Annotated in this window: 25 protein-coding genes; 20 read left to right on the top strand and 5 right to left on the bottom strand. The window is 61.9% G+C overall.

The window, feature by feature from the left end; all coding sequences use genetic code 11:
* Position 1 precedes the first annotated feature (1 nt).
* The 15 genes from fabF (at position 2) to C0058_RS24070 (ending at position 14,250) form a co-directional block, all read left to right on the top strand.
* Entirely contained in the window at positions 2-1,246 is a 1,245-nt protein-coding gene (fabF, locus tag C0058_RS24140; RefSeq protein ID WP_004371291.1) for a beta-ketoacyl-ACP synthase II, read from the top strand.
* Positions 1,246-2,061 carry an aminodeoxychorismate lyase gene (pabC, locus tag C0058_RS24135; RefSeq protein ID WP_102369701.1) on the top strand — a complete coding sequence of 272 codons (816 nt, stop codon included), beginning with the start codon at positions 1,246-1,248 and terminating at the stop codon, positions 2,059-2,061. Before fabF ends, pabC begins: the two co-directional genes overlap by 1 nt.
* 1 nt (position 2,062) lies before the next feature.
* Positions 2,063-3,181, top strand: a complete 1,119-nt coding sequence (gene mltG / locus C0058_RS24130) for an endolytic transglycosylase MltG (RefSeq protein WP_023659249.1) — start codon at positions 2,063-2,065, stop codon at positions 3,179-3,181.
* A gap of 19 nt (positions 3,182-3,200) precedes the next feature.
* Positions 3,201-3,833, top strand: coding sequence for a dTMP kinase (gene tmk / locus C0058_RS24125; RefSeq protein ID WP_004371284.1), 633 nt, complete (start codon positions 3,201-3,203; stop codon positions 3,831-3,833).
* The gene (locus C0058_RS24120) at positions 3,826-4,815 is read left to right on the top strand and encodes a DNA polymerase III subunit delta' (protein WP_102369700.1); all 990 of its coding nucleotides are present in this window, start codon (positions 3,826-3,828) and stop codon (positions 4,813-4,815) included. The genes tmk and C0058_RS24120 overlap by 8 nt, the downstream gene beginning before the upstream one ends.
* A gap of 63 nt (positions 4,816-4,878) precedes the next feature.
* Positions 4,879-5,664, top strand: coding sequence for a TatD family hydrolase (locus C0058_RS24115; protein WP_102369699.1), 786 nt, complete (start codon positions 4,879-4,881; stop codon positions 5,662-5,664).
* A 438-nt stretch (positions 5,665-6,102) separates the two neighbouring features.
* Entirely contained in the window at positions 6,103-6,756 is a 654-nt protein-coding gene (locus C0058_RS24110) for a TetR/AcrR family transcriptional regulator (protein ID WP_004371278.1), read from the top strand.
* Between the two features lie 139 nt (positions 6,757-6,895).
* Positions 6,896-7,864, top strand: a complete 969-nt coding sequence (locus C0058_RS24105) for a GTP 3',8-cyclase MoaA (protein ID WP_102369698.1) — start codon at positions 6,896-6,898, stop codon at positions 7,862-7,864.
* Positions 7,865-7,939: 75 nt separating this feature from the next.
* Entirely contained in the window at positions 7,940-8,545 is a 606-nt protein-coding gene (locus C0058_RS24100) for a DUF4823 domain-containing protein (RefSeq protein WP_004371272.1), read from the top strand.
* A gap of 17 nt (positions 8,546-8,562) precedes the next feature.
* Complete coding sequence (locus C0058_RS24095) at positions 8,563-9,123, top strand: DUF1285 domain-containing protein (RefSeq protein ID WP_102369697.1); 561 nt, start codon at positions 8,563-8,565, stop codon at positions 9,121-9,123.
* A 70-nt stretch (positions 9,124-9,193) separates the two neighbouring features.
* A complete protein-coding gene (locus C0058_RS24090) occupies positions 9,194-9,907 on the top strand; it encodes a GntR family transcriptional regulator (protein WP_080673275.1) in 714 nt (237 codons plus the stop codon).
* On the top strand, positions 9,904-10,905 hold the full coding sequence (locus C0058_RS24085) for an ADP-ribosylglycohydrolase family protein (RefSeq protein WP_004371263.1): 1,002 nt from the start codon (positions 9,904-9,906) through the stop codon (positions 10,903-10,905). Before C0058_RS24090 ends, C0058_RS24085 begins: the two co-directional genes overlap by 4 nt.
* 198 nt (positions 10,906-11,103) lie before the next feature.
* Positions 11,104-12,570 (top strand): cytosine permease, encoded by a 1,467-nt coding sequence (locus tag C0058_RS24080; RefSeq protein ID WP_008434943.1) that lies wholly within the window; start codon positions 11,104-11,106, stop codon positions 12,568-12,570.
* Entirely contained in the window at positions 12,563-13,483 is a 921-nt protein-coding gene (locus C0058_RS24075; RefSeq protein ID WP_023659250.1) for a PfkB family carbohydrate kinase, read from the top strand. Before C0058_RS24080 ends, C0058_RS24075 begins: the two co-directional genes overlap by 8 nt.
* A gap of 38 nt (positions 13,484-13,521) precedes the next feature.
* Complete coding sequence (locus C0058_RS24070) at positions 13,522-14,250, top strand: class I SAM-dependent methyltransferase (protein ID WP_102369696.1); 729 nt, start codon at positions 13,522-13,524, stop codon at positions 14,248-14,250.
* Between the two features lie 128 nt (positions 14,251-14,378).
* On the opposite strand, the gene C0058_RS24065 is transcribed toward C0058_RS24070, so the two are convergent.
* From C0058_RS24065 to C0058_RS24045, 5 genes are all read right to left on the bottom strand, one after another.
* Positions 14,379-14,759 carry a Rho termination factor N-terminal domain-containing protein gene (locus C0058_RS24065; protein WP_087692768.1) on the bottom strand — a complete coding sequence of 127 codons (381 nt, stop codon included), beginning with the start codon at positions 14,757-14,759 and terminating at the stop codon, positions 14,379-14,381.
* 57 nt (positions 14,760-14,816) lie between these two features.
* Entirely contained in the window at positions 14,817-15,083 is a 267-nt protein-coding gene (locus C0058_RS24060; RefSeq protein WP_087692767.1) for a hypothetical protein, read from the bottom strand.
* Positions 15,084-15,131: 48 nt separating this feature from the next.
* Positions 15,132-15,479 (bottom strand): hypothetical protein, encoded by a 348-nt coding sequence (locus tag C0058_RS24055; RefSeq protein ID WP_008434934.1) that lies wholly within the window; start codon positions 15,477-15,479, stop codon positions 15,132-15,134.
* 85 nt (positions 15,480-15,564) lie between these two features.
* Positions 15,565-16,758, bottom strand: coding sequence for an MFS transporter (locus tag C0058_RS24050; RefSeq protein WP_102369695.1), 1,194 nt, complete (start codon positions 16,756-16,758; stop codon positions 15,565-15,567).
* An 86-nt stretch (positions 16,759-16,844) separates the two neighbouring features.
* Positions 16,845-17,504 (bottom strand): HD domain-containing protein, encoded by a 660-nt coding sequence (locus C0058_RS24045; protein ID WP_004371242.1) that lies wholly within the window; start codon positions 17,502-17,504, stop codon positions 16,845-16,847.
* A gap of 112 nt (positions 17,505-17,616) precedes the next feature.
* Between C0058_RS24045 and C0058_RS24040 the strand changes: the two genes are divergently transcribed.
* From C0058_RS24040 to araH, 5 genes are all read left to right on the top strand, one after another.
* Positions 17,617-18,096 carry a GNAT family N-acetyltransferase gene (locus C0058_RS24040; RefSeq protein ID WP_102369694.1) on the top strand — a complete coding sequence of 160 codons (480 nt, stop codon included), beginning with the start codon at positions 17,617-17,619 and terminating at the stop codon, positions 18,094-18,096.
* 149 nt (positions 18,097-18,245) lie between these two features.
* A complete protein-coding gene (locus C0058_RS24035) occupies positions 18,246-19,067 on the top strand; it encodes an SDR family oxidoreductase (protein WP_004371237.1) in 822 nt (273 codons plus the stop codon).
* 31 nt (positions 19,068-19,098) lie between these two features.
* A complete protein-coding gene (locus tag C0058_RS24030) occupies positions 19,099-20,079 on the top strand; it encodes a substrate-binding domain-containing protein (RefSeq protein ID WP_008434927.1) in 981 nt (326 codons plus the stop codon).
* A complete protein-coding gene (gene araG / locus C0058_RS24025; protein WP_004371233.1) occupies positions 20,076-21,584 on the top strand; it encodes an L-arabinose ABC transporter ATP-binding protein AraG in 1,509 nt (502 codons plus the stop codon). Before C0058_RS24030 ends, araG begins: the two co-directional genes overlap by 4 nt.
* A gap of 16 nt (positions 21,585-21,600) precedes the next feature.
* Positions 21,601-22,566, top strand: coding sequence for an L-arabinose ABC transporter permease AraH (araH, locus tag C0058_RS24020; RefSeq protein ID WP_004371231.1), 966 nt, complete (start codon positions 21,601-21,603; stop codon positions 22,564-22,566).
* The last annotated feature ends 123 nt before the right edge of the window (positions 22,567-22,689 follow it).

Raw genomic sequence — 22,689 nt, 5'->3', positions numbered from 1 at the left:
TGTGTCGCGTAGACGCGTCGTAGTCACCGGTATGGGTATGTTGTCGCCACTGGGTACGGATGTGCCGAGCAGTTGGCAGGGCATTCTGGCTGGCCGCAGTGGTATTGGTCTGATCGAACACACGGACCTTTCTGCCTATTCCACCCGTTTTGGCGGCTCGGTAAAGGACTTCAATGTCGAGGAATATCTCTCGGTCAAAGAGTCCCGCAAACTCGACCTGTTCATTCAATACGGCCTGGCAGCCGGTTTTCAGGCGGTGCGTAATGCCGGCCTGGAAGTCACCGACGCCAACCGTGAGCGCATCGGCGTGGCCATGGGTTCGGGTATTGGCGGTCTGACCAATATCGAAGAAACCAGCCGCACCCTGCATGAGTCCGGCCCTCGCAGAATTTCACCGTTCTTCGTGCCTGGCTCGATCATCAACATGATTTCCGGTTTCCTGTCCATCCACTTGGGTGCCCAGGGGCCTAACTACGCCATTTCCACGGCGTGCACCACGGGCACTCACTGCATCGGCATGGCGGCGCGCAATATCGCCTATGACGAGGCCGACGTGATGATCGCCGGCGGTGCCGAGATGGCCGCCTGCGGTTTGGGCATGGGCGGCTTCGGCGCGTCCCGTGCGTTGTCGACCCGCAATGACGAGCCGACCCGTGCCAGCCGTCCGTGGGACAAGGGCCGCGACGGTTTTGTTCTGGCCGACGGTGCCGGTGCGCTGGTACTCGAAGAGCTGGAGCACGCGAAGGCCCGTGGCGCAACTATCTACGCCGAGCTGATTGGTTTCGGCATGAGCGGTGATGCGTACCACATGACCTCGCCTCCGTCGGACGGCGCGGGTGCTGCACGCTGCATCACCAATGCGTTGCGTGATGCCAAGGTCAACGTTGACCAGGTGCAGTACATCAATGCCCATGGCACTTCGACCCCGACCGGCGACCTGGCGGAAGCCGAGGCCATCAAGTCGGTGTTCGGCGAGCATGCCTACAAGCTGGCGGTCAGTTCCACCAAGTCCATGACCGGGCACCTGTTGGGTGCGGCGGGCGCGGTCGAGGCAATCTTCAGCGTGCTGGCCATCAAGGATCAGGTCGCTCCGCCGACCATCAACCTCGATGAACCGGATGAGGGCTGCGACCTGAACTTCGTGCCTCACGAGCCGCAGAAGATGCCGATCGACGTGGTGCTGTCCAACTCGTTCGGTTTTGGTGGTACCAACGGTTCCCTGGTGTTCCGCCGGTTCGCCGAGTGATGGAGAGCTGGGTCGACGGTCAGCCGGCGGGCGCAGTGCCCCTGAAAGACCGTGGCCTGGCATACGGTGATGGGCTGTTCGAGACCATTGCCGTCAAGGCCGGGCAGCCCGTGCTGCTTGACCGCCACCTGCAGCGCCTTGAAGAAGGTTGCAGGCGGCTGGCGATTGTTGCGGATCAACCCCTGATCCGCAGCGAATTGCTGGCCTACGCCGCCGCCCTCGGTGACGGTGTACTCAAGTTGATCCTGACCCGTGGCGACAGCCAGCGCGGTTATGGCATCAGTGCTGGCGCTCCGGCGCGGCGCATTCTGCAAGGCAGTCCACCTGCCACTTATCCCCCGGAACATGCAGCGTCAGGCATCCGCCTGTTTGCGTGTACCACGCGTTTGTCCGAGCAACCGTTGCTCGCAGGCCTCAAGCACCTCAATCGACTGGAACAGGTGTTCGCCCGCGCCGAATGGCAGGATGCCGAACACGCCGAAGGTTTGATGCTGGATATGTCCGGTCGAGTCATCGAAGGCGTCTTCAGCAACCTGTTTCTGGTGCGTAACGGCGTGTTGCTGACCGCTGATCTGAAACGCTGCGGCGTCGCCGGCGTCATGCGGGCCGAGCTGTTGGCCCAGGCGCAGGCGTTGGGCATTCCGACGAGCGTGGCCGATATCAGCCTTGAGCAGCTGCAACAGGCCGATGAAGTCTTGGTGTGCAACAGCGTATATGGCATTTGGCCGGTGCGCGGATGTGCTGCGATGAGCTGGTCGGTTGGGCCGCTCACCCGTAAACTGCAGGGCATTGTTCGCGCACTATTGGATATTTGATTTGAGACGTAAATTTGTATTGTTGCTGGAGATCGGTCTGGTCCTGGCGGGTTTGCTGCTGGGCGCTTCGGCCTGGAAGCTGAACTCGGCCCTTGAACAGCCCTTGAATCTGACCCAGGAGCAATTGCTGGACGTACCGGCTGGCGCGACGCCCACCGGCACCTTCAATCGCCTGGAAAATGACGGCGTGCTCAAGGATGCGTTCTGGTTGCGTCTCTACTGGCGCTTCAACCTCGACGGCCAGCCGCTGCACAGCGGCGAATACCGCATGACCCCGGGCCTCACCGCCGAGGGCCTGATCGGCCTGTGGCAGCGTGGCGAAGTGGTGCAGTACAGCATTACGCTGGTGGAAGGCTGGAACTTCCGCCAGGTGCGCGCGGCCCTGGCCAAGCATGAAAAGATCGAGCAGACCCTGTCCGGCCTGAGTGACAGCGAGGTGATGGAAAAACTCGGCCACCCGGGCGTATTTCCTGAAGGGCGCTTCTTCCCGGACACCTACCGCTTCGTGCGTGGCATGAGCGACGTTGAACTACTGAAAAAATCCTACAACCGTCTGGACGATGTCCTCGCCCAGGAGTGGAGCAAGCGCGCGGCCGATGCGCCGTACACCGACCCCTATCAAGCGCTGATCATGGCCTCGCTGGTGGAGAAAGAAACCGGCGTGCCGGAAGAGCGCGGCCAGATCGCCGGGGTATTCGTGCGGCGCATGCAGATCGGCATGCTGCTGCAAACCGACCCGACGGTGATCTACGGCCTCGGCGAGCGCTACACCGGCAAGCTGACCCGCGCGCACCTCAAGGAAGCCACGCCCTACAACACCTACGTGATCGCCGGCCTGCCGCCGACGCCGATCGCCATGGTCGGGCGGGAGGCGATTCATGCTGCGCTGAACCCGGTGGCGGGCAGCAGCCTGTATTTCGTTGCCCGCGGCGATGGCAGCCATATTTTCTCGGATAACCTGGATGCGCATAACGCAGCAGTGCGTGAGTTCCAGATGAAGCGTCGCGCCGATTACCGTTCCAGCCCGGCGCCGGCGGCAAAGCCTGCGGACGCGCCGCTGGATACGCCCGCCGAGCCGGCTCCGGCACCCGATGACGCCGCACCGCAAAGCCCGCAATGACTCTGACTAAGGACTGCCTGTGACTGGCTTGTTTATTACCCTGGAAGGCCCGGAAGGCGCCGGCAAGAGCACCAACCGTGAATACCTGGCCGAGCGCCTGCGCGCCGAAGGTATCGAGGTGCTGCTGACCCGTGAGCCTGGCGGCACGCCACTGGCCGAGCGTATCCGTGAAGTGCTGCTGACCCCGGGCGACGAACAGATGAACCCCGACACCGAGCTGTTGCTGGTGTTCGCCGCCCGCGCCCAGCACCTGGCCGAAGTCATTCGCCCGGCACTGGCCCGGGGCGCCGTGGTGATTTGTGACCGGTTTACCGATTCCACCTATGCCTATCAGGGCGGCGGTCGTGGCTTGTCCCTGGAGCGCATTGCGGCCTTGGAAACCTTCGTCCAGGGCGATTTGCGGCCCGACCTGACCCTGGTGTTCGATCTCCCGGTGGAAGTCGGCATGGCCCGTGCCTCCGCCCGGGGTCGCCTCGATCGTTTCGAACTGGAAACCCGAGTCTTTTTTGAAGCTGTGCGCGGCGCGTTTCTCAAGCGCGCCGAAGCCGACCCCGCCCGTTACTACCTGTTGGACGCCGCACAACCGTTGACTCAGGTTCAGCAGTGCATTGACGCCCTGTTGCCGAAGCTTGTGGAGCGTGTCCGTGGCTGAAGCCTACCCGTGGCAGGACAGCCTCTGGCAGCAACTGGCGGGCCGTGCCCAGCACGCCCACGCCTACCTGCTCCACGGCCCGGTGGGCATCGGCAAGCGCGCCCTGGCCGAGCGGCTGATGGCCAGCTTGTTGTGCCAGCGGCCCAACGGCCTGGAAGCCTGCGGCGAATGTAAATCCTGCATGCTGCTCAAGGCCGGCAGCCACCCGGACAACTATCTGCTGGAACCGGAAGAGGCCGACAAGGCGATCAAGGTCGACCAGGTGCGTGATCTGGTCAGCTTCGTGGTGCAGACCGCGCAGATGGGCGGGCGCAAGGTGGTGCTGATCGAACCGGTGGAGTCGATGAACATCAACGCCGCCAACGCCTTGCTCAAGAGCCTGGAAGAACCGTCCGGCGATACCGTGCTGCTGCTGGTCAGCCACCAGTCCAGCCGCCTGCTGCCGACCATTCGCAGCCGCTGCGTGCAGCAGGCCTGCCCGTTGCCGAGCGAAGCCATGAGCCTGCAGTGGCTGGCGCAGGCGTTGCCGGACTGCGGCGAGGCAGAGCGCGTCGAGTTGCTGACCCTGGCGGCCGGTTCGCCTCTGGCGGCGGTCAAGCTCCAGGCCCAGGGCGTGCGTGAACAGCGTGCGCTGGTGGTGGGCGGGGTGAAGAAACTGCTCAAGCAGGAAGTGTCGGCCACGCAACTGGCCGAAAGCGCCTGGAAAGACATTCCCTTGCTGCTGCTGTTCGACTGGTTTTGCGACTGGTCGAGCCTGATCCTGCGCTACCAGCTGACCCAGGACGAAAACGGCCTTGGGCTGCCGGACATGCGCAAAGTCGTGCAATACCTGGCGCAGAAGAGCGCCCAGGACAAGGTGCTGAACATCCAGGACTGGATCCTCGCCCAACGCCAGAAGGTCCTCGGCAAGGCCAACCTCAATCGCGTGCTGTTGCTTGAGGCCTTGCTGGTGCAGTGGGTCGGTTTGCTCGGCCGCCGTTAATTTCAGTGGCCGACGGGTGTATCGTTGGCCAGACACTTTCCGTGACTCAAGTTGTAGATCCCTATGCTCGTAGATTCCCATTGCCACCTTGATCGCCTCGACCTGGCCCAGCACGGCGGCTCCCTCGACGCCGCCCTTGAAGCTGCGCGCCAGCGCGGGGTAGGGCACTTCCTGTGCATCGGCGTCAGCGCGGAAAACGCCGCCGACGTCAAAGCCCTGGCCGATCGTTATGCCGATGTCGACTGCTCGGTGGGCATTCACCCGCTGGACCTCAAGCCCGGCGAAGCCCCGGCCCTCGACTGGCTGCTCGGTGAACTCAATCACCCGCGCGTGGTGGCCATCGGTGAGACCGGCCTGGATTACCACTACGAACCGGAAGCTGCCGAGTTGCAGCAGGCGTCGTTCCGTCTGCACCTGCAAGCCGCCCAGCAGACTGGCAAGCCGGTGATCGTCCACACCCGTGGCGCCCGTGCCGACACCCTGACCCTGCTGCGCGAAGCCGCGCTGCCCCAGGCTGGTGTGCTGCATTGCTTCACTGAAGACTGGGACATGGCCAAGGCCGCGCTGGACCTTGGTTTCTACATTTCCTTGTCGGGCATCGTGACCTTCCGCAACGCCGATGCCCTGCGCGATGTCGCGCGCCAGGTCCCGGCAGACCGCCTGCTGGTGGAAACCGATTCGCCGTACCTGGCGCCAATTCCCCATCGCGGCAAACCCAACCTGCCGGAATACGTACGGGATGTGGCGGATTACCTGGCGATGCTGCGGGGCGAGTCCTACGAGCGCTTTGCCGAACAGACCACCGAGAACTTCAAGCGCCTGTTCCCGCTGGCCCACGTCAGCCACTAAATCGCAGGCAAAAAAAACCCGGGTTCTGGGGGGTGAATCCGGGCTAAGACCATTAGGAGTAAAACAAGGGTACGCAGTCCGTCGGTACCCAGGTCGACGCGTCACTTGGGGGAGATGCCACGCCGACATTTCAAGTATTGATCAGTATCCGATTCAGTCCAGCCACATCTGATCGTTTTTTAAACAGATTTGGAATACGCCCGCTTCGGTTGAGTTCTCATTGGATGCGATGCACACGCGCCAATCGCCTGTTTTATTTCTGACTCGAATCGGCACATTCGTTGGCGTGCTGTAAGTTAAGTGCAAAGGTTGTTCATATAGGCGTTGCCCAACGACCGTTCAGTCGGGATAATCCCGCGCACCGGGTAAAACGTTCCGACAAGCACGGCTTGGGGAGCGAACGCCCTTCCAATATCCATCTCTGCAGACCTTTTTCTTATGCACAAAGAACCCCGCAAGGTCCGTGAGTTTCGCCGCCGCGAGCAGGAAATTCTCGACACCGCACTCAAGCTGTTCCTCGACCAGGGTGAAGACAGCGTCACCGTCGAGATGATTGCGGATGCCGTGGGTATCGGCAAAGGCACCATCTACAAGCACTTCAAGTCCAAGGCCGAGATCTACCTGCGCCTGATGCTCGACTACGAGCGCGACCTGAACGAGCTGCTGCACTCGGCCGATGTCGACAAGGACAAGGAAGCGCTGTCCCGCGCCTACTTCGAGTTCCGAATGCGTGACCCGCAGCGCTACCGCTTGTTTGATCGCCTGGAAGAAAAAGTGGTGAAGGGCCATCAGGTGCCGGAAATGGTCGAGGAGCTGCACAAGATCCGTGCCTCGAACTTCGAACGCCTGACCCTGCTGATCAAGGGCCGTATCAGCGAAGGCAAGCTCGAAGACGTGCCACCGTATTTCCACTACTGCGCCGCCTGGGCGTTGGTGCACGGCGCCGTGGCGTTGTACCACTCGCCGTTCTGGAGCAATGTGCTGGAAGATCAGGAAGGTTTCTTCCAGTTCCTGATGGACATCGGCGTGCGCATGGGCAACAAGCGCAAGCACAGCACTGATTTGCCGAACGCCGAAACGCCGGCCACTTGAATCATTCGCCAGCGTGATGGCGATATGATTTCCTGCCCAGCGCAGTAACCCAGGAATATACTCAGGCAAGGACCTTGCTAAAACTTGATTTTTCAGTCAGGTTTTAGTGCGCCCGAATTATCCTCTGCCGGAGTGATCCATGATCGTTGATCGTCAAGGCAGGCGATTCCGCAATTTGCGGATCAGCCTGACCTCAGCCTGCAATTACGCCTGTACCTACTGCGTGCCCAACGGCAAGCGGCTGGTGGCTGCGCAGGACGAACTGTCGGCCGAGGCGATGGCGCGGGGTGTCGAGTACCTGATCGAGGCCGCCGGCATCGAGCGCCTGCGGATTACCGGCGGTGAACCGTTGGTCAGCCCCAAGCTGGAAGCCTTCATGGGCGCGGTGGGGCAGATGGGGCTCAGTGATATCAGCCTGACCACCAACGGCCAACTGCTGGCGCGCAAACTGCCGCTGCTGGTGGACGCCGGGATTCGCCGGATCAACGTGTCCCTCGACACCCTGGACGCCGACGCCTTCCGCAGCATCGCTCGCGGTGGCGACCTGGCCACCGTGCTCGATGGCATGGACCAGGCGAGCGCCGCCGGAATCAAGATCAAGGTCAACATGGTGCCGCTGCGCGGCCAGAACCTCGACCAGGTGATGCCGCTGCTCGACTACTGCCTGGAGCGTGGCTACGAGTTGCGCTTTATCGAATTGATGCGCATGGGCCACCTGGCCACCGATTCCAACGCGTTCCTGCAGCAATTCGTCAGCCTCCAGCAATTGCTCAGCCTGATCGGCGAACAGTACGAATACCTGCAAGCCAACGCCCCGGTGGACGCCACTGCCGTGCGCTACGAAGTGCCCGGCAAAGGTTTCTTCGGTGTCATCGCCAACGAAAGCGTGCCGTTCTGCCGGACCTGTTCGCGTTTGCGCCTGTCGTCCACCGGCTGGCTGCATGGCTGCCTGTCGTCGAGCAACCGCCACTACGTCGGCGACCTGCTGGACAAACCCCGCCACCAGGCCCTGCCGGCCTTGCAGCGCTTGTTGGTCAAGGCCTTGGGTGACAAGCAGGAAGTGGCCTTCTCCGGCGGCGCCACCATCATGAAGATCATCGGCGGCTAGTCCCGCAAGCTGGCGCAAAATCTGCATCTCGTGCCCATTCGCCGGTTTTCCGTCACCGGCCTCTGGAGAATTAGGATGCGTAGTCTGGTTTTGGTGCTGGCGTCACTCGCGCTGGGTGGCTGCATGACCGTCAGTGATATGGCCGAAGGCACGCGCTATCAGATGAGCGATGCCGGGCTGCTGGACCACAGCGATACTCGCCGCGTCAATTCGGTCCGCATACAGCCGGACTCCTTCGTCTTCATCGCCCAGGGCGCCTTCACCCCGCCGGGCAGTGCTTATCCACGGCCTAACGTGGTGGCCGAGGAAGCCTTCAACGGCTTTGTCGAATATTTCCCGATGGTCCGCCGCGCCCGCAAGCCGGAAGGCCTCGAGCAGGCGATGTCGGAAGCCCGCGCGGCGGGTGCGCATTACCTGCTGTACTGCCGCTTCGCCCAGGCGGATGACCGTATCGGCAACGCCGATGAATGGTCTGACCAGGAGGCGGTGGATCGCCTGGGTATCGACACCGGAACCATCCAGGTCATGTTGATCGAGACCAGTACCCAATATTTGATTGATACTGTGCGCATCCATAGCCGTGGCGGTTTACTGACGTTCCACGACAACAAGCCTGAAGATCTGATCGGCAAGCCCCTGGCGCACTACGCGCGCAGCCTGTTGGGCATGAGCGATCAGTAAGACACAAGGAGAGCAGCATGACCGATTCGGCCAAGGCCAATGAGTTGTTGGCGCAATTGCCCAAGGGCAAGGGGCCCGCGCCGGTGCATCTGTGGAACCCGGCGTTTTGCGGCGATATCGACATGCGCATCGCCCGTGACGGCACCTGGTTCTACATGGGCACGCCGATTGGCCGCAAGCCGATGGTCAAGCTGTTCTCCAACATCATCCGCCGCGATGGCGATGATTATTTCCTGATCACCCCGGTGGAAAAGGTCGGGATCAAGGTCGATGACGCGCCCTTCGTCGCCGTGACCCTGGAAGTCGAAGGGCAGGGCGAAAGCCAGGTCCTGCGCTTTACCACCAACGTGGATGAGCAGGTCGAGGCCGGTATCGAGCATCCGCTGCGGGTGGTGATCGACCCGGACACCCAGGAACCCTCGCCATACCTGCGGGTGCGCACCAACCTCGAAGCCCTGGTTCACCGCAATGCGTTCTACCAGTTGGTGGAGCTGGCGGTGACCCGTCCGATCAACGGTAAGAACTGGCTTGGCGTCTGGAGCGGCGGGGTATTTTTCCCCATCGGCCTGGAGCCCTGAGGCTGATTTCTCGCTCTCCCTGAAATAAATCGCTTGCTGTAGCCGGGCGCTTTCGGTTATCAATTTGTACATGATTAGACATGTCCGATTTGATAAGAAAAAACGCGTCGTCGACGAGCTGATCCGCCGTATCGAGGGTGGAGTGATGGCTGACGGTGTCCTGCTGCCGGGCGAGCACCAACTGGCCGAAGAGTTTTCCGTCAGCCGCGGCACCCTGCGTGAAGCCCTGGCCGAACTCAAGCGCCGCAGCTACATCGCCACCCAAAGCGGTGTCGGCTCCATCGTCACCTTCGACGGCATGGTGCTCGACCAGCGCAGCGGCTGGGCCCAAGCCCTGGCCGACACCGGCGCGGTGGTGACCTCCGAAATCCTGCGCCTGGAAGCGGTCACCCGCCCGGACCTGCTCAGCCGTCACGGCAGCGACCAATTCATCGCCCTCGACCGCCGCCGTCGCGCTGCCGACGGCACGTTCGTGTCCCTGGAGCGCTCGCTGATGCCGGCCTCGGGTGGCCTCGAAAGCCTGCCGCAAGTCGGCCTGATCGATAATTCCCTGACCATCACCCTGGCGGCCTATGGCTATGTCGGCGCCACCGGCAACCAATGGATCGGTGCCGAGCCTCTGAACGAAGAAGACGCCCAGCTCCTGGGGCGCCCGGTGGGCACGGTGTTCCTCAAGGCCCTGCGCACCACCTACGACCGCCAGGACCGCTTCATGGAGTCCGTCGAAAGCTTGCTCGACCCTCTGCATTTCCGCTTGCACCTTCAATTTGGAACACCGACATGACCGCCACCACCCGCGCCCTCGGCGCCTTCTACGGCCTGGCCCTGGGCGATGCGTTGGGCATGCCCACCCAGTCCCTGAGCCGCGAGCAGGTCAAGGCGCGTTTCGGCGCGATCACCGGCCTGGAAGATGCCGACGCCGATCAGCCGATCGCGCCGAACATGCCCAAGGGCTCGATCACCGATGACACCGAACAGGCCATCCTCGTCGGCCAGTTGCTGGTGGACGGGCAGGGCAGGATTGAACCCACCGAACTCGCCCAACGTTTGATCGACTGGGAAGCGGTGATGCGCGCCAAGGGTTCCCAGGATTTGCTGGGCCCGTCAACCAAACGGGCGATCGACATGATCCTGGCGGGCCATACCCCGGAAGAGTCCGGGCGCTACGGCACCACCAACGGCGCCGCCATGCGTATCACCCCGGTGGGCATCGCGGCGGACGTCAACGACCCGGCGCAGTTTATCCAGGCGGTGATCCAGGCGTGCCAGGTCACCCACAACACCAACCTGGGCATCTCCAGCGCGGCGGCGGTGGCGGCGGTGGTTTCCGCAGGGATCAACGGCGTCGATCTGGGCGAAGCGCTGAACATCGGCACGCAGATCGCCCAGCAGGCGGAAAACCACGGCCACTGGATTGCCGGCGGGCGCATCGCCACCCGCATCAGTTGGGCGCGCACCTTGAGTGTCGACAGCGGCGACAAGGCGCTGTTTACCGACCTGCTTTACGAATTGATCGGCACCTCCGTGGCGTCCCAGGAATCGGTGGTGGTGTCGTTTGCCCTCGCGCAGCAAGTCGCGGTGGGTGAAATGAACGCCATCGAAGCCCTGTGCATGGCCGCCAGCCTCGGCGGCGACACCGACACCATCGCCGCGATTCTCGGCGCGATGCTCGGTGCGTGCCTGGGGATGCAGTGCTGGCCTGAGGCGATGATCGAACAGGTCAAGCAGGTTAACCGCCTGGACCTGGAACCCTTGGTCCAAGGCCTGCTCGAGCTGCGCTGAGCACCGCAGATCGAAACATGTGGGAGCTGGCTTGCCTGCGATAGCGGTCGATCAGTTGGTGAATCATCGACTGACACCACGCTATCGCAGGCAAGCCAGCTCCCACATTGATCCAGTCGAGTCAGGAAGACCGAAACACAGATTCAACTTGCCAACCTGCCACAACCACAAAAAAACAGGCATCAGGAGCACCCCACCATGAGTACGTCCTCTTCCGGCCAAAGCGCCGGGCAATTGGAAACACGCGGCATCGAGCCGGTCCCGGAAGGCGAGTGCAACGGCCATCCGCTGCAACTGTTCTGGGTCTGGTTTGCGGCCAACATCAGCATCCTCGGCTTGCCCCTGGGCGCGACCCTCGTGGCGTTTCGCGGCCTGGCGATCTGGCAGGCGATCATCGTCGCAATCCTCGGCGCTGCCGGTTCGTTTGCGGTGGTCGGCATCATCTCCATCGCCGGCCGTCGTGGCCGTGCACCGAGCCTGACCCTGTCCCGGGCGATCTTTGGCGTACGCGGCAATATCGGCCCGACGCTGGTGTCGCTGATGTCGCGCCTCGGCTGGGAAACCGTCAACACCACTACGGCTGCGTTCGTGCTGTTGTCGTTGTGCTCGATCCTCTTCAACTCGCCGGTTGCCGCCAAAAGCGCTCCGGTACTGACCCTGCTGTTCATCGGCATCTTCGTGCTGCTGACCCTCGCCGTGTCGGGCCTGGGCCATGCCACCTTGCTGGTGATCCAGAAGTGGGCCACCTACGTATTCGGCGCACTGAATATCCTGGTGGGCGGTTTCCTCTGCGCCACCATCGACTGGAGCGCGGTATTCAACGCCACGCCTGCGCCGTTGAGCGCGATGATCATCGGCGTCGGCACCATGGCCGCCGGTACCGGTATCGGCTGGGCCAACGCCGGTGCCGACATGTCGCGCTACCAGCATCGCAGCGTCAAGGCCGTGCGCCTGGTGGCCTCCGCGGCATTCGGTGCGGGGATTCCGCTGGTGCTGTTGATCACCCTCGGCGGCTTGCTGTCGGTGGGCAACAACGACCTGGCGTCGGCCACTGACCCGATCATCGCGATCCGCGACATGCTGCCGACGTGGATGGCGGTGCCGTACCTGATCACCGCGTTTGGCGGGCTGTTGCTGTCGAATAACCTGTCGGTGTACTCGGCGGGCCTCACTACCTTGACCCTCGGTTTGAAGGTCAAGCGCGTACACGCGGTGATCGTCGACATCGTCGCGATCTTCGCCGGTTCGATCTACTTCATGCTGATCGCCGACAGTTTCTACGGCCCGTTCATCACCTTCATCTCGCTGCTGGCGGTACCGATCACCGCCTGGGTCGGGATCTTTGTGGTCGACCTGATTCATCGTCACTACTACAGCCCCAAAGACCTGCTGGACGTAACGCCAAGCAGCGCCTACTGGTATCGCGGCGGGGTTGAATGGCGTGCGTTCGGCGCCTGGGCGATTGCGATCGTGCTGGGCTTCAGTTTCACCACCATCGGCACCACGGCCGAGAACATCTGGTTCGCCGGTCCGCTGTCCGATTCGTGGCTGGGCCACAACGGCCTGGGCTGGATCGTCACCTTCCTGGTGGCCGGCGGGATTTATGCGGTACTGGGTGGCGCGGCTGATCGTCGCCCGGCTTTGGTAGAGAGCGCTAATGTCTAGATTGCTGCACAGCGGCCAGGTCATCGTTGACCTGGTCATGTCCCTCGACACATTGCCTGCCACCGGTGGCGATGTATTGGCCAACTCCGCCAGCTTCGAAGCCGGCGGTGGCTTCAACGTGATGGCCGCGGCCCGACGCAACGGCTTGCCGGTGGTCTACCTGGGCCGCCATGGCACCGGCCGCTTCGGCGACCTGGCGCGCGCGGCGATGCAGGCCGAGGGCATTGAAATGGCCCTGGCCGCCAGCGACGACAAGGACACAGGCCTGTGTGTGTCCCTGACCGAAGCCACTACCGAGCGCACCTTCATTTCCCATATTGGCGCTGAGGGTGACTTGCTGGCGCAAGACCTGGCCAATGCGGTACCACGCGACGACGACTACGTGTACGTCAGTGGCTACAGCCTGCTGCTGGAAGGCAAGGCCCAGGCGTTGCTCGATTGGCTATTGGCATTGCCGCGCCAGATCACGGTGGTGTTCGATCCGGGCCCGCTGGTGAAGGCACCGGACTCGGCCTTGATGGTCGCCCTGTTGCCGCGTATCGATATCTGGACCAGCAACGGTCCGGAAGCGCTGGCCTTTACCGGCGCGAGCGATCTGGCGGGGGCATTGCTCAAGCTCAACGAGCACTTGCCCGCCGACACCTTGCTGGTGGTGCGCGATGGACCGAATGGCTGCTGGATCAGCCGTAATGGCCAGGCCGAGCATGTGCCGGGATTCAAGGTCAAGGCGGTGGACAGCAACGGTGCCGGCGATGCTCACGCCGGGGTGTTTATCGCTGGCCTGGCCAATGGTTTGGCGCCAGCTGTCGCGGCACGTCGCGCGAACGCGGCGGCGGCCTTGGCGGTCACGCGCTGGGGGCCGGCCACGTCACCGGGCACGGCTGAAGTGGATGCGTTGTTGAGCGAGGGCTGATTCGGCAGAATAGTCGCCATTCAGCACGGAGCAGCGTCATGACTCAGAACATCTACGACACCGAGGTTTTCTTCGAGGGCTACAGCAAAATGGGCCGCTCGGTAGAAGGCCTCGCCGGCGCGCCGGAGTGGCCGGCTTTGCAAGCCATGCTACCGCCGGTGCCGGGGTTGAAAGTGGTGGACCTGGGTTGCGGCTACGGCTGGTTCAGTCGCTGGGCGCAGGAGCAGGGCGCCGAACAGGTGCTGGGGCTGGATGTCTCGCAAAAGATGCTGGCGCGGGCAAGGGAGATGACGTCCTCTTCGGCCATCACCTACGCCATTGCCGACCTGGAAAAACTCGAGCTTCCGGATGCCACTTTCGACCTGGCCTATAGCTCATTGGCGTTCCATTACATCGTCGATCTTAAGGGCCTGTTCGCGCGTATCCATCAAGCGTTGGTCCCGGGCGGGCGGTTGGTATTTTCCATCGAGCATCCGATCTTCATGGCGCCCCGGCAGCCGGGCTGGCTGATTGATGAGCAAGGGCGCAAGAGCTGGCCGGTGGACAGCTACCAGTTGCAAGGACCACGGGTGACAAACTGGCTGGCGGAGGGTGTGATCAAGCAACATCGCACCGTGGGCACGTTGCTGACGCTGTTGATCCAGGCGGGGTTTACCCTGACTCATGTCGACGAGTGGGGCCCGAGCGAAGCGGACCTGAAAGCCCGCCCCGCACTGGCAGAAGAGCTTGAACGCCCAATGATGCTACTGGTGGCCGCCCACCGCTGATTCCTTGGGTGAAAACCCGACCAAAAATGTGGGAGCGGGCTTGCTCGCGAATGCGGTGGCTCAGCCAATGAATCTGGCACTGATACACCGCTTTCGCGAGCAAGCCCGCTCCCACATTTTGTTCCGCGTTAACCGGCCTTTTTCAGCGCCTCAATCAACTCATCCTTGCGCATGGTCGAGCGCCCGGGAATGTCCTTGGCACGCGCTTCTCTCAGCAAGCTTTCCTTGGTCTGCGTACCCAGCGAAACCCTGCTGTTACGCGGATGCCCCTCACGGCTGGCAGCAGCCCGCTTGGCCGACTCATGCCGGTCCTGGGACTTCTTTGCCGGCGCCTTGCGCTGGCCTGAACCGCCGGCCTTTTCGCCGCCGCCAGACTGCTTGTTGACGGTGGCCCAGGCCCGCGCCTCGGCTTCTTCTTTCGACAAGCCCTGGTGCTCATAACTCTCTTCGATATGGGCGGCCTTGCGCTTCTGTTCGGTGGTGTATTTGGCTTTGCTTCCACGAGGCATTGCGATACTCCTTCTGGCCCTCATACAAGATACAAGGGCCAGACCAGGCAAGGTGTGTTATTGGCTCGCTTCGCTTTCAAGCTTGCGAGCCGCTTCCACGCCGGACGCGGTGAGCTTGATCGGCAGGTTCAGCGAATGTTCACCGGCATCGTTGCAGGTCACATGGCCTTCCTTGATCCACCCGCGGTCCTGCAAGGTGGCCAAGGCGCTGGCCACCACTTTTTCACCTCGGTAGTTGTCCAGCACTTCTTTGCCCAACCCACTGGGATGAGCGTGGAGCAGACGGGTGAGGACTTCTTTTTCAAGGTTGTGATCGACGTTCATGCATACCTCTTCACTGGGAAATGGTTGGGTGTTCGTCTTTCTTGCGCATTAAGGCGCTGGCTGTTTTGGCGCGCCGGGGATGTTGGAGTCATCGCCTTTATTGATCGAGGGCGAAGTGGCACCTGGTCCCATTTTGCCGTTGGGCACCGCACCGCTGTTGCGATTGGTGTCGTCGCCCTGGGTGCGTGGGTCCCTGCTGTTGTCGATGATGGCGCCGCCGTTGGTGTCCATGCCGGTACCCATCGAGTCCTTCGACTCCTGGGCGGCCGGGTTGGGCGGGCTACCGACAGGGTCGGTCGGGCCGGTGCTGGAACCTGTGGAGGCGGCAAAGCTGCTCAGCGAAACAGCAGACAGCAAACCGGTGAGGGCGAGGGCGGCAAATTTGGAAGTCGTCATGATGGTGTCTCCATATGATTAATGTCCTTACCTGATATTGGTCCGCCCTCGTTTGTGATTCGTGCCTCGATACCGACGAACGGTCTTAGGTCGCTTGTAAGATTTTGTGTGACGAAATTCGGCGCCAGATCAACCGCGCCACCGTGATCAGCCAATTGAGCAGCGCCACCGCCAGCACGCTCATCAACAGGGTCGGCATGCCGTATTCGACGATGACCTTGCCCGCCAGCAACGGGAAACCGAACACCCCGATAAAGTACGCCAGGCTGAACAACAGCAACGCCTGGGAGGTGGTGCCGGCGGGAGCCTCGTTCGCAGCCAAACCATTGATCACCGAATACGTCAGGCCGTAACCGACGCCCAGGGTGACGGCTGCCAGCAGGTAGCTGTAGTTGCCGCTGACCCTGAACCCGAACAGGAAAATCGACACCAGCATCAACCCCGACAACACACACGCCGCCCAATACGGATCACGCTTGACCACGATGCCGGCGATCAGCAGGCGGCTGGTAATCGCCGCACTCATGAAGCCCAGGAAGAACAGCGAATAGTCCAGCCCGTGCAACGCCGCGTAGCTGGTCTGGAAACTCGACAGCCCGCCAAACACGCAACCGCCGAGGCCCACCATGATGATCGCGAACACCGCTTTCGATGACAGCACCTGGCGCGTGGCCGACCAGGAAATCTTCGCCACCGGCGCGGTGTGTTGACTCAGCGCGCGACCCAGTCGCCAGAAAATCAGCACACCCACCAGGCTCGCCAGCGCTGCTATATGAAAGGCCGCCGTCAGCGAAAAATCCAGGGCACTTGCCGCCCGCCCCAGCAGTGGCCCGGAGCCGATTCCGGTCATCATGCTGCCCGACAGCAGGGCAAAATACTTGGCCCGTTGCGCCGGTTCCACCAGCATCGCGACGATGATCGGCCCCAGCGTATAGAAGACGCCCCAGCCCAACCCCAATGACAAGCCAAAAAGCATCAAGCCCTCGCCGAACCCCGGCGCCAGCGCAAAGCCCACGCACGCCACCACCAGCAATACGCCGAGCAGGGCGATCGACCTGGCAGCCCCCAGCAGGTCGGCCAGATGCCCGGAAACCAGCACCGCCACAAAGGTGCTGAGCATCGCCATGGATATCACGCTGCCCGCGTCGTGTTCGTTGCCGCCGCGCGAATGGATCAGCAGCGACAGCAAGAATGTCGAGCCATAGGACAGGGAAAGCAGGTAGCTGGCGAGGCAGAAAAGGGCGAACAGTTTTCCGCCGACCGCAGGTGAGGCGTGCATGGGGGAGCCTTGCGTCTGTTGGATTTATGCCCAACTTTTTACCATGCACGGCACGTGGGATTGTTCTGTGGTTCGCGGCGCTTGCGTTAGCCCGCAGCGGAGTATGGCGTGCCTATTTCTTCGATGAACAGGTTCATGAAACCCTTCAACCGCTCATGGCGCGCCAGGGCCATGCGTTGCCCCGTCGGCGTCTGAAATCCGCCCGCCAGATGCAGCAGCTTGGTCTGGAAATGGTCGAGGCAAAAGCGCTTGTCGTCGTACTCGCGATGCTGCGCCGTTGGGTCAGCCGGGTCATACAGCCCGCTGCCCATGCGCCCGGCGATGTAAAATGTGCGGGCCACGCCGATCATGCCCAGGGAGTCCAAACGGTCGGCATCCTGCATAATCTTTGCTTCAAGCGTCACCGGCGTCAGGCCCGCCGAAAAGCTGTGGGTCTCGATGGCGTGGGTCACCGCTGCAATCGTCTCGGGCTGCCACGCCAACCCCTGCAAAATCTGCCCGGCCTTGTCCGCCGCCAATGTTGAGGCCTTGGAACGCAACGGCGAATTCTTCTCCACCGCGACGCAGTCATGGAGCAGCACCGCCGCCAGCAGCACCTCCAGATCGCCACCTTCCTCTGCCTGGATCGACCGCACGTTGTGCCACACCCGTTGCAAGTGGGACAGGTCGTGGGCGCCGTCTTCCGAAGGCTCAAGGGCGTGAGGCAATAACGTCGCGGCGAGGTCGGTCAAGGGCGTGAAGGGCATGGGGATTCTCAAAGGTCGATGGCCTGCAGGTTAGCCGCGAATCAAATTGCACTGCAATCGGTCATTAAAGCGCCTTAGTATGTGTGCTCTCTTTCCCTGACAAGGCCTGCCCATGACCATCGAGATTCGCCCCGCCGTGCCCAGCGATGCTGCGCAGATCCTGACCTTCATCACCGAGCTTGCCGACTATGAAAAAGCCCGGCACGAAGTGATCGCCAGCGTGGTGGACATCGAGCGCAGCCTGTTCAGTGAAAGTGCCACCGCCCACGGCCTGATCTGCCTGCGCGACGGTTTGCCGATCGGCTTTGCGGTGTTCTTTTTCAGCTATTCCACGTGGCTGGGCAGCAACTGCCTGTACCTCGAAGACCTGTACATCAACCCCGAGCAACGCGGTGGCGGGGCGGGCAAGAAGTTGCTGCGCCACCTGGCGAAAATCGCCTGTGACAACGGCTGCGGGCGTTTCGAGTGGAGCGTGCTGGACTGGAACGAGCCGGCCATCGCGTTCTACAAATCCATCGGTGCCCAGCCCCAGGAAGAGTGGGTACGCTACCGCATGGAAGGCGACGCCCTCAGGGATTTCGCACAGGGTTAAGTGTGCATAAAGGACCGGCTTTTAAAGCCGGTTTTTTTATATATTTGCTCACTATATGGGATGATAATTTATATATTGAGATGTTCCGGTTTCTGGGTTTATAGTCTTGCGCATCAGCACTCACTACCAAAAACAAAACAGGTGAAGCGATGCAGGCACAACCGTTGTCGTTACCTCCGGTGCCCGAGCCGACTTACGGCGAGCGACTGAAGAACAAAGTCGTGGTCATCACCGGTGCCGCCCAAGGCATTGGCGAGGCTATCGTCGCCTGCTTCCAGGCTCAGCAGGCGCGCCTGGTGATCGGTGATATCCAGGGCGAGAAGGTCGAGCAGGTCGCCGCCCACTGGCGCGAACACGGCGCCGAGATCTACGCACAACCTGTCGACATCACTTCCAAGGATCAATGGCGCGCCCTGGTGGACGTAGCTATCGAACGCTTTGGCCGCGTCGATGTGCTGGTCAATTGCGCCGGCGTCAACGTGTTCCGCGACCCGCTGGAAATGACCGACGAAGACTGGCGCCGCTGCTTCGCCATCGACCTCGACGGCGCCTGGTACGGCTGCCGTACCGTGTTGCCGCACATGATCGAGCAAGGCATCGGCAACATCATCAACATCGCCTCCACCCACTCCAGCCACATCATTCCCGGCTGCTTCCCGTACCCGGTGGCCAAGCACGGCTTGCTCGGGCTGACCCGCGCCCTGGGTATCGAATACGCGCCCAAGGGCATCCGCGTAAATGCCATCGCGCCGGGCTATATCGAAACCCAACTCAACGTCGATTACTGGAACGGCTTTGCCGACCCGCACGCCGAGCGCCAGCGTGCCTTCGACCTGCACCCGCCCAAGCGCATCGGCCAGCCGATTGAAGTGGCGATGACGGCACTGTTTCTTGCGACCGATGAGGCGCCCTTTATCAATGCCACCTGCCTGATGATCGATGGTGGGCGGTCGGTGATGTACCACGATTAAAACTTTTCCAAATAACAAGAAGAGGTGGTTCATGCTCAAGAAAACACTAGGCACCCTTGCCCTCACGATGGCGCTCAGCGGCCTGGCCTCTGCCGAAGAAGTAAAGATCGGCTTCCTGGTCAAGCAGGCGGAAGAGCCCTGGTTCCAGACCGAATGGGCCTTCGCTGAAAAAGCCGGCAAAGACCATGGTTTCACCGTGATCAAGATCGCCGTGCCCGACGGCGAGAAAACCCTGTCCGCCATCGACACCCTGGCCGCCAACGGCGCCAAGGGTTTCGTGATCTGCCCGCCGGACGTGTCCCTGGGCCCTGCGATCATGGCCAAGGCCAAGCTGAATAACCTCAAAGTGCTGGCGGTAGACGACCGCTTCGTCGACGCCAAGGGCAAGCCCATGGAAGACGTGCCTTACGTCGGCCTGGACGCCTACAAGATCGGCCAGAAACAAGGCGAGGCCATGGCCACCGAAGCCAAGCATCGCAACTGGGACTGGAAGGACACCTACGCCGTCATCAATACCTTCGACGAGCTGGAAACCGGCAAGAAGCGCACCGACGGTTCGGTAGAAGGCCTCAAGGCCGCCGGCCTGCCGGTTGACCACATCCTGTTTACCGCACAGAAAACCCTCGACGTGCCGGGCGCCATGGACTCCACCAACTCGGCCCTGGTGAAACTGCCCAGTGGCGCGAAAAACCTGCTGATTGGCGGCATGAACGACAGCACCGTACTGGGCGGCGTACGCGCCACCGAAAGCGCCGGCTTCAAGGCCACAAACGTGATTGGCGTGGGCATCAACGGCACCGACGCCATCGAAGAACTGAAGAAATCCGACACCGGTTTCTACGGCTCGATGCTGCTCAGCCCCGATGCGTCCGGCTATAAAACTGCGACCTCGATGTTCGAGTGGGTGACCAAAGGCACTGAGCCTGCCAAGTTCACCGCACTGGATAACGTGACCCTGATCACCCGCGCCAACTTCAAGGAAGAGTTGAGCAAGATCGGTCTGTGGAAATGAACAGCGCCGCTGCAGAGAGCCTGCGCTTCAACGGCATCGGCAAGGAGTTTCCCGGGGTGAAGGCCCTGGCGCAGATCAGCTTCGAAGCGCGGCCCCATTCGGTGCATGCGCTGATGGGCGAGAACGGCGCGGGCAAGTCGACCTTGCTGAAAATCCTCGGCGGTTTTTATCCGCCCAACAGCGGCAGCTTGCAGTTGGGCGAACGCAGCGTGAGTTTCAAGTCGGCGGCCGACAGCATCGCCAGCGGCATCGCAGTGATTCACCAGGAGCTGCAACTGGTGCCGGAAATGACCGTCGCCGAGAACCTGCTGCTGGGGCATATGCCGTCGCGCTTTGGCGTGGTCAATCGCGGGGCGATGGTGCGCAAGGCACGGGAACTGCTCAAGGGCCTGGCGGATGAAATCGATCCGAACATGCGCCTGGGCAGCCTGTCCCTCGGCCAGCGGCAACTGGTGGAAATCGCCAAGGCCATGTCGCGCAACGCCCATGTGATTGCGTTCGACGAACCCACCAGCAGCCTCTCGGCCCGTGAGATCGAGCGGCTGATGGTGATCATCGCCCGACTGCGGGATGAAGGCCGGGTGATCCTCTACGTGTCGCACCGCATGGAAGAAGTGTTCCGTATCTGCGATGCGGTGACGGTGTTCAAGGACGGGCGCTTCGTGCGCACGTTCGAGGACATGACGCAGTTGAACGTCGACCAACTGGTCAACTGCATGGTCGGGCGCGATATCCAGGATATCTACGACTACAGGCCGCGCGAGCACTGCGGTGAAGCGCTGCGAGTCGAAGGTTTGCTCGGGCCGGGGTTGCAGGAACCGGTGAGCCTGCAGGTGAACAAGGGCGAGATTCTCGGGCTGTTCGGCCTGGTGGGGGCCGGGCGCACAGAGTTGTTGCGCCTGCTCGCCGGGCTGTCCCGCAGCACCCAGGGGACTCTGGTGCTGCATGGCCAGGCGCAGACGTTCAAGACACCACGGGATGCGATTGCGGCGGGGGTGTTGCTCTGCCCCGAGGACCGCAAGAAGGAAGGCATCGTACCCCGCGCGAGTGTTGCGGAGAACATCAATATCAGTGCGCGGCGTGACCATGCGCGCTTCGGCTGGCTGATCCAGGGCGGCTGGGAACGCACCAACGCCCAGCGGCAGATCAGCGCGCTGAACGTGCGCACGCCGTCGGCGGACCAGCCGATTCTGTTCCTGTCGGGCGGCAATCAGCAGAAGGCGATTCTCGGCCGCTGGTTGTCGATGCCGATGAAAGTGTTGCTGCTGGACGAGCCGACCCGCGGCATTGATATCGGTGCGAAATCGGAGATCTACCAGATCATTCATAACCTGGCGGCCAGTGGCATCGCGGTGATCGTGGTGTCCAGCGACCTGATGGAAGTGATGGGCATCTCCGACCGCATCCTGGTGATGAGCGAAGGCGCCCTGACCGGCGAATTGACCCGCGATCAAGCGGACGAAGCACGGCTGCTGCAACTGGCTCTTCCGCGTACGCGGGACTGAAGAATACGAGGTGGGTATGTCACAGGTAAAAACTGCAAGAAGCTTCTGGCCGGGGTTCAACCAGCGCAAGTTTCTCGATGATTGGGTCATGCTGCTGGCGGCCTTGAGCATCTTTGTGCTCAGCGCCATCTTCATCGACAACTTCCTCTCGCCGCTGAACATGCGTGGCCTGGGGCTGGCGATTTCCACTGTGGGGATTGCGGCCTGCACCATGCTGTTTTGCCTGGCGTCGGGGCACTTCGACTTGTCGGTGGGTTCGGTGATCGCCTGTTCGGGCGTGGTGGCGGGGATCGTGATTCGCGACACCGACAGCGTGTTCTTCGGCGTGTCGGCTGCGTTGGCCATGGGCCTGGTGGTGGGGCTGATCAACGGCATCGTGATCGCCAAGCTGCGGATCAACGCGTTGATCACGACGCTGGCGACGATGCAGATCGTGCGTGGGCTGGCGTATATCTTTTCCAACGGCAAGGCGGTCGGCGTGATGGACGAAAACTTCTTCGTCTTTGGTAACGGCCAGCTGTTTGGCGTGCCGGTGCCAATCGTCATCACCGTGCTGTGCTTTGTGTTTTTTGGCTGGTTGCTGAACTACACCACCTACGGGCGCAACACCATGGCCATCGGTGGCAACCAGGAAGCGGCGCTGTTGGCCGGGGTGAATGTCGATCGCACCAAGATCATCATCTTTGCCGTGCACGGGGTAATCGGGGCGTTGGCCGGGGTGATCCTGGCGTCGCGGATGACCTCGGGGCAACCGATGATTGGCCAGGGGTTCGAGTTGACGGTGATCTCGGCGTGCGTGCTGGGCGGGGTGTCGCTGAGCGGCGGGATCGGGATGATCCGGCATGTGATTGCCGGGGTGCTGATTCTGGCGATCATCGAAAACGCGATGAACCTGAAGAACATCGACACCTTCTACCAATACGTGATTCGCGGCTCGATCCTGTTGCTGGCGGTGATTATCGACAGGATGAAACAACGATAAAAAGGGCGCCACACGACCAATGTGGGAGCGGGCTTGCTCGCGAAAACGGTGTGTCAGTCAGCGTATGCATTAACTGGAAAACCGCATTCGCGAGCAAGCCCGCTCCCACATTTTGATCTCCTC

The organism is Pseudomonas sp. NC02, assembly GCF_002874965.1.
Taxonomy (GTDB): Bacteria; Pseudomonadota; Gammaproteobacteria; order Pseudomonadales; family Pseudomonadaceae; genus Aquipseudomonas.
This window is presented reverse-complemented; position numbering and strand designations above follow the sequence as displayed.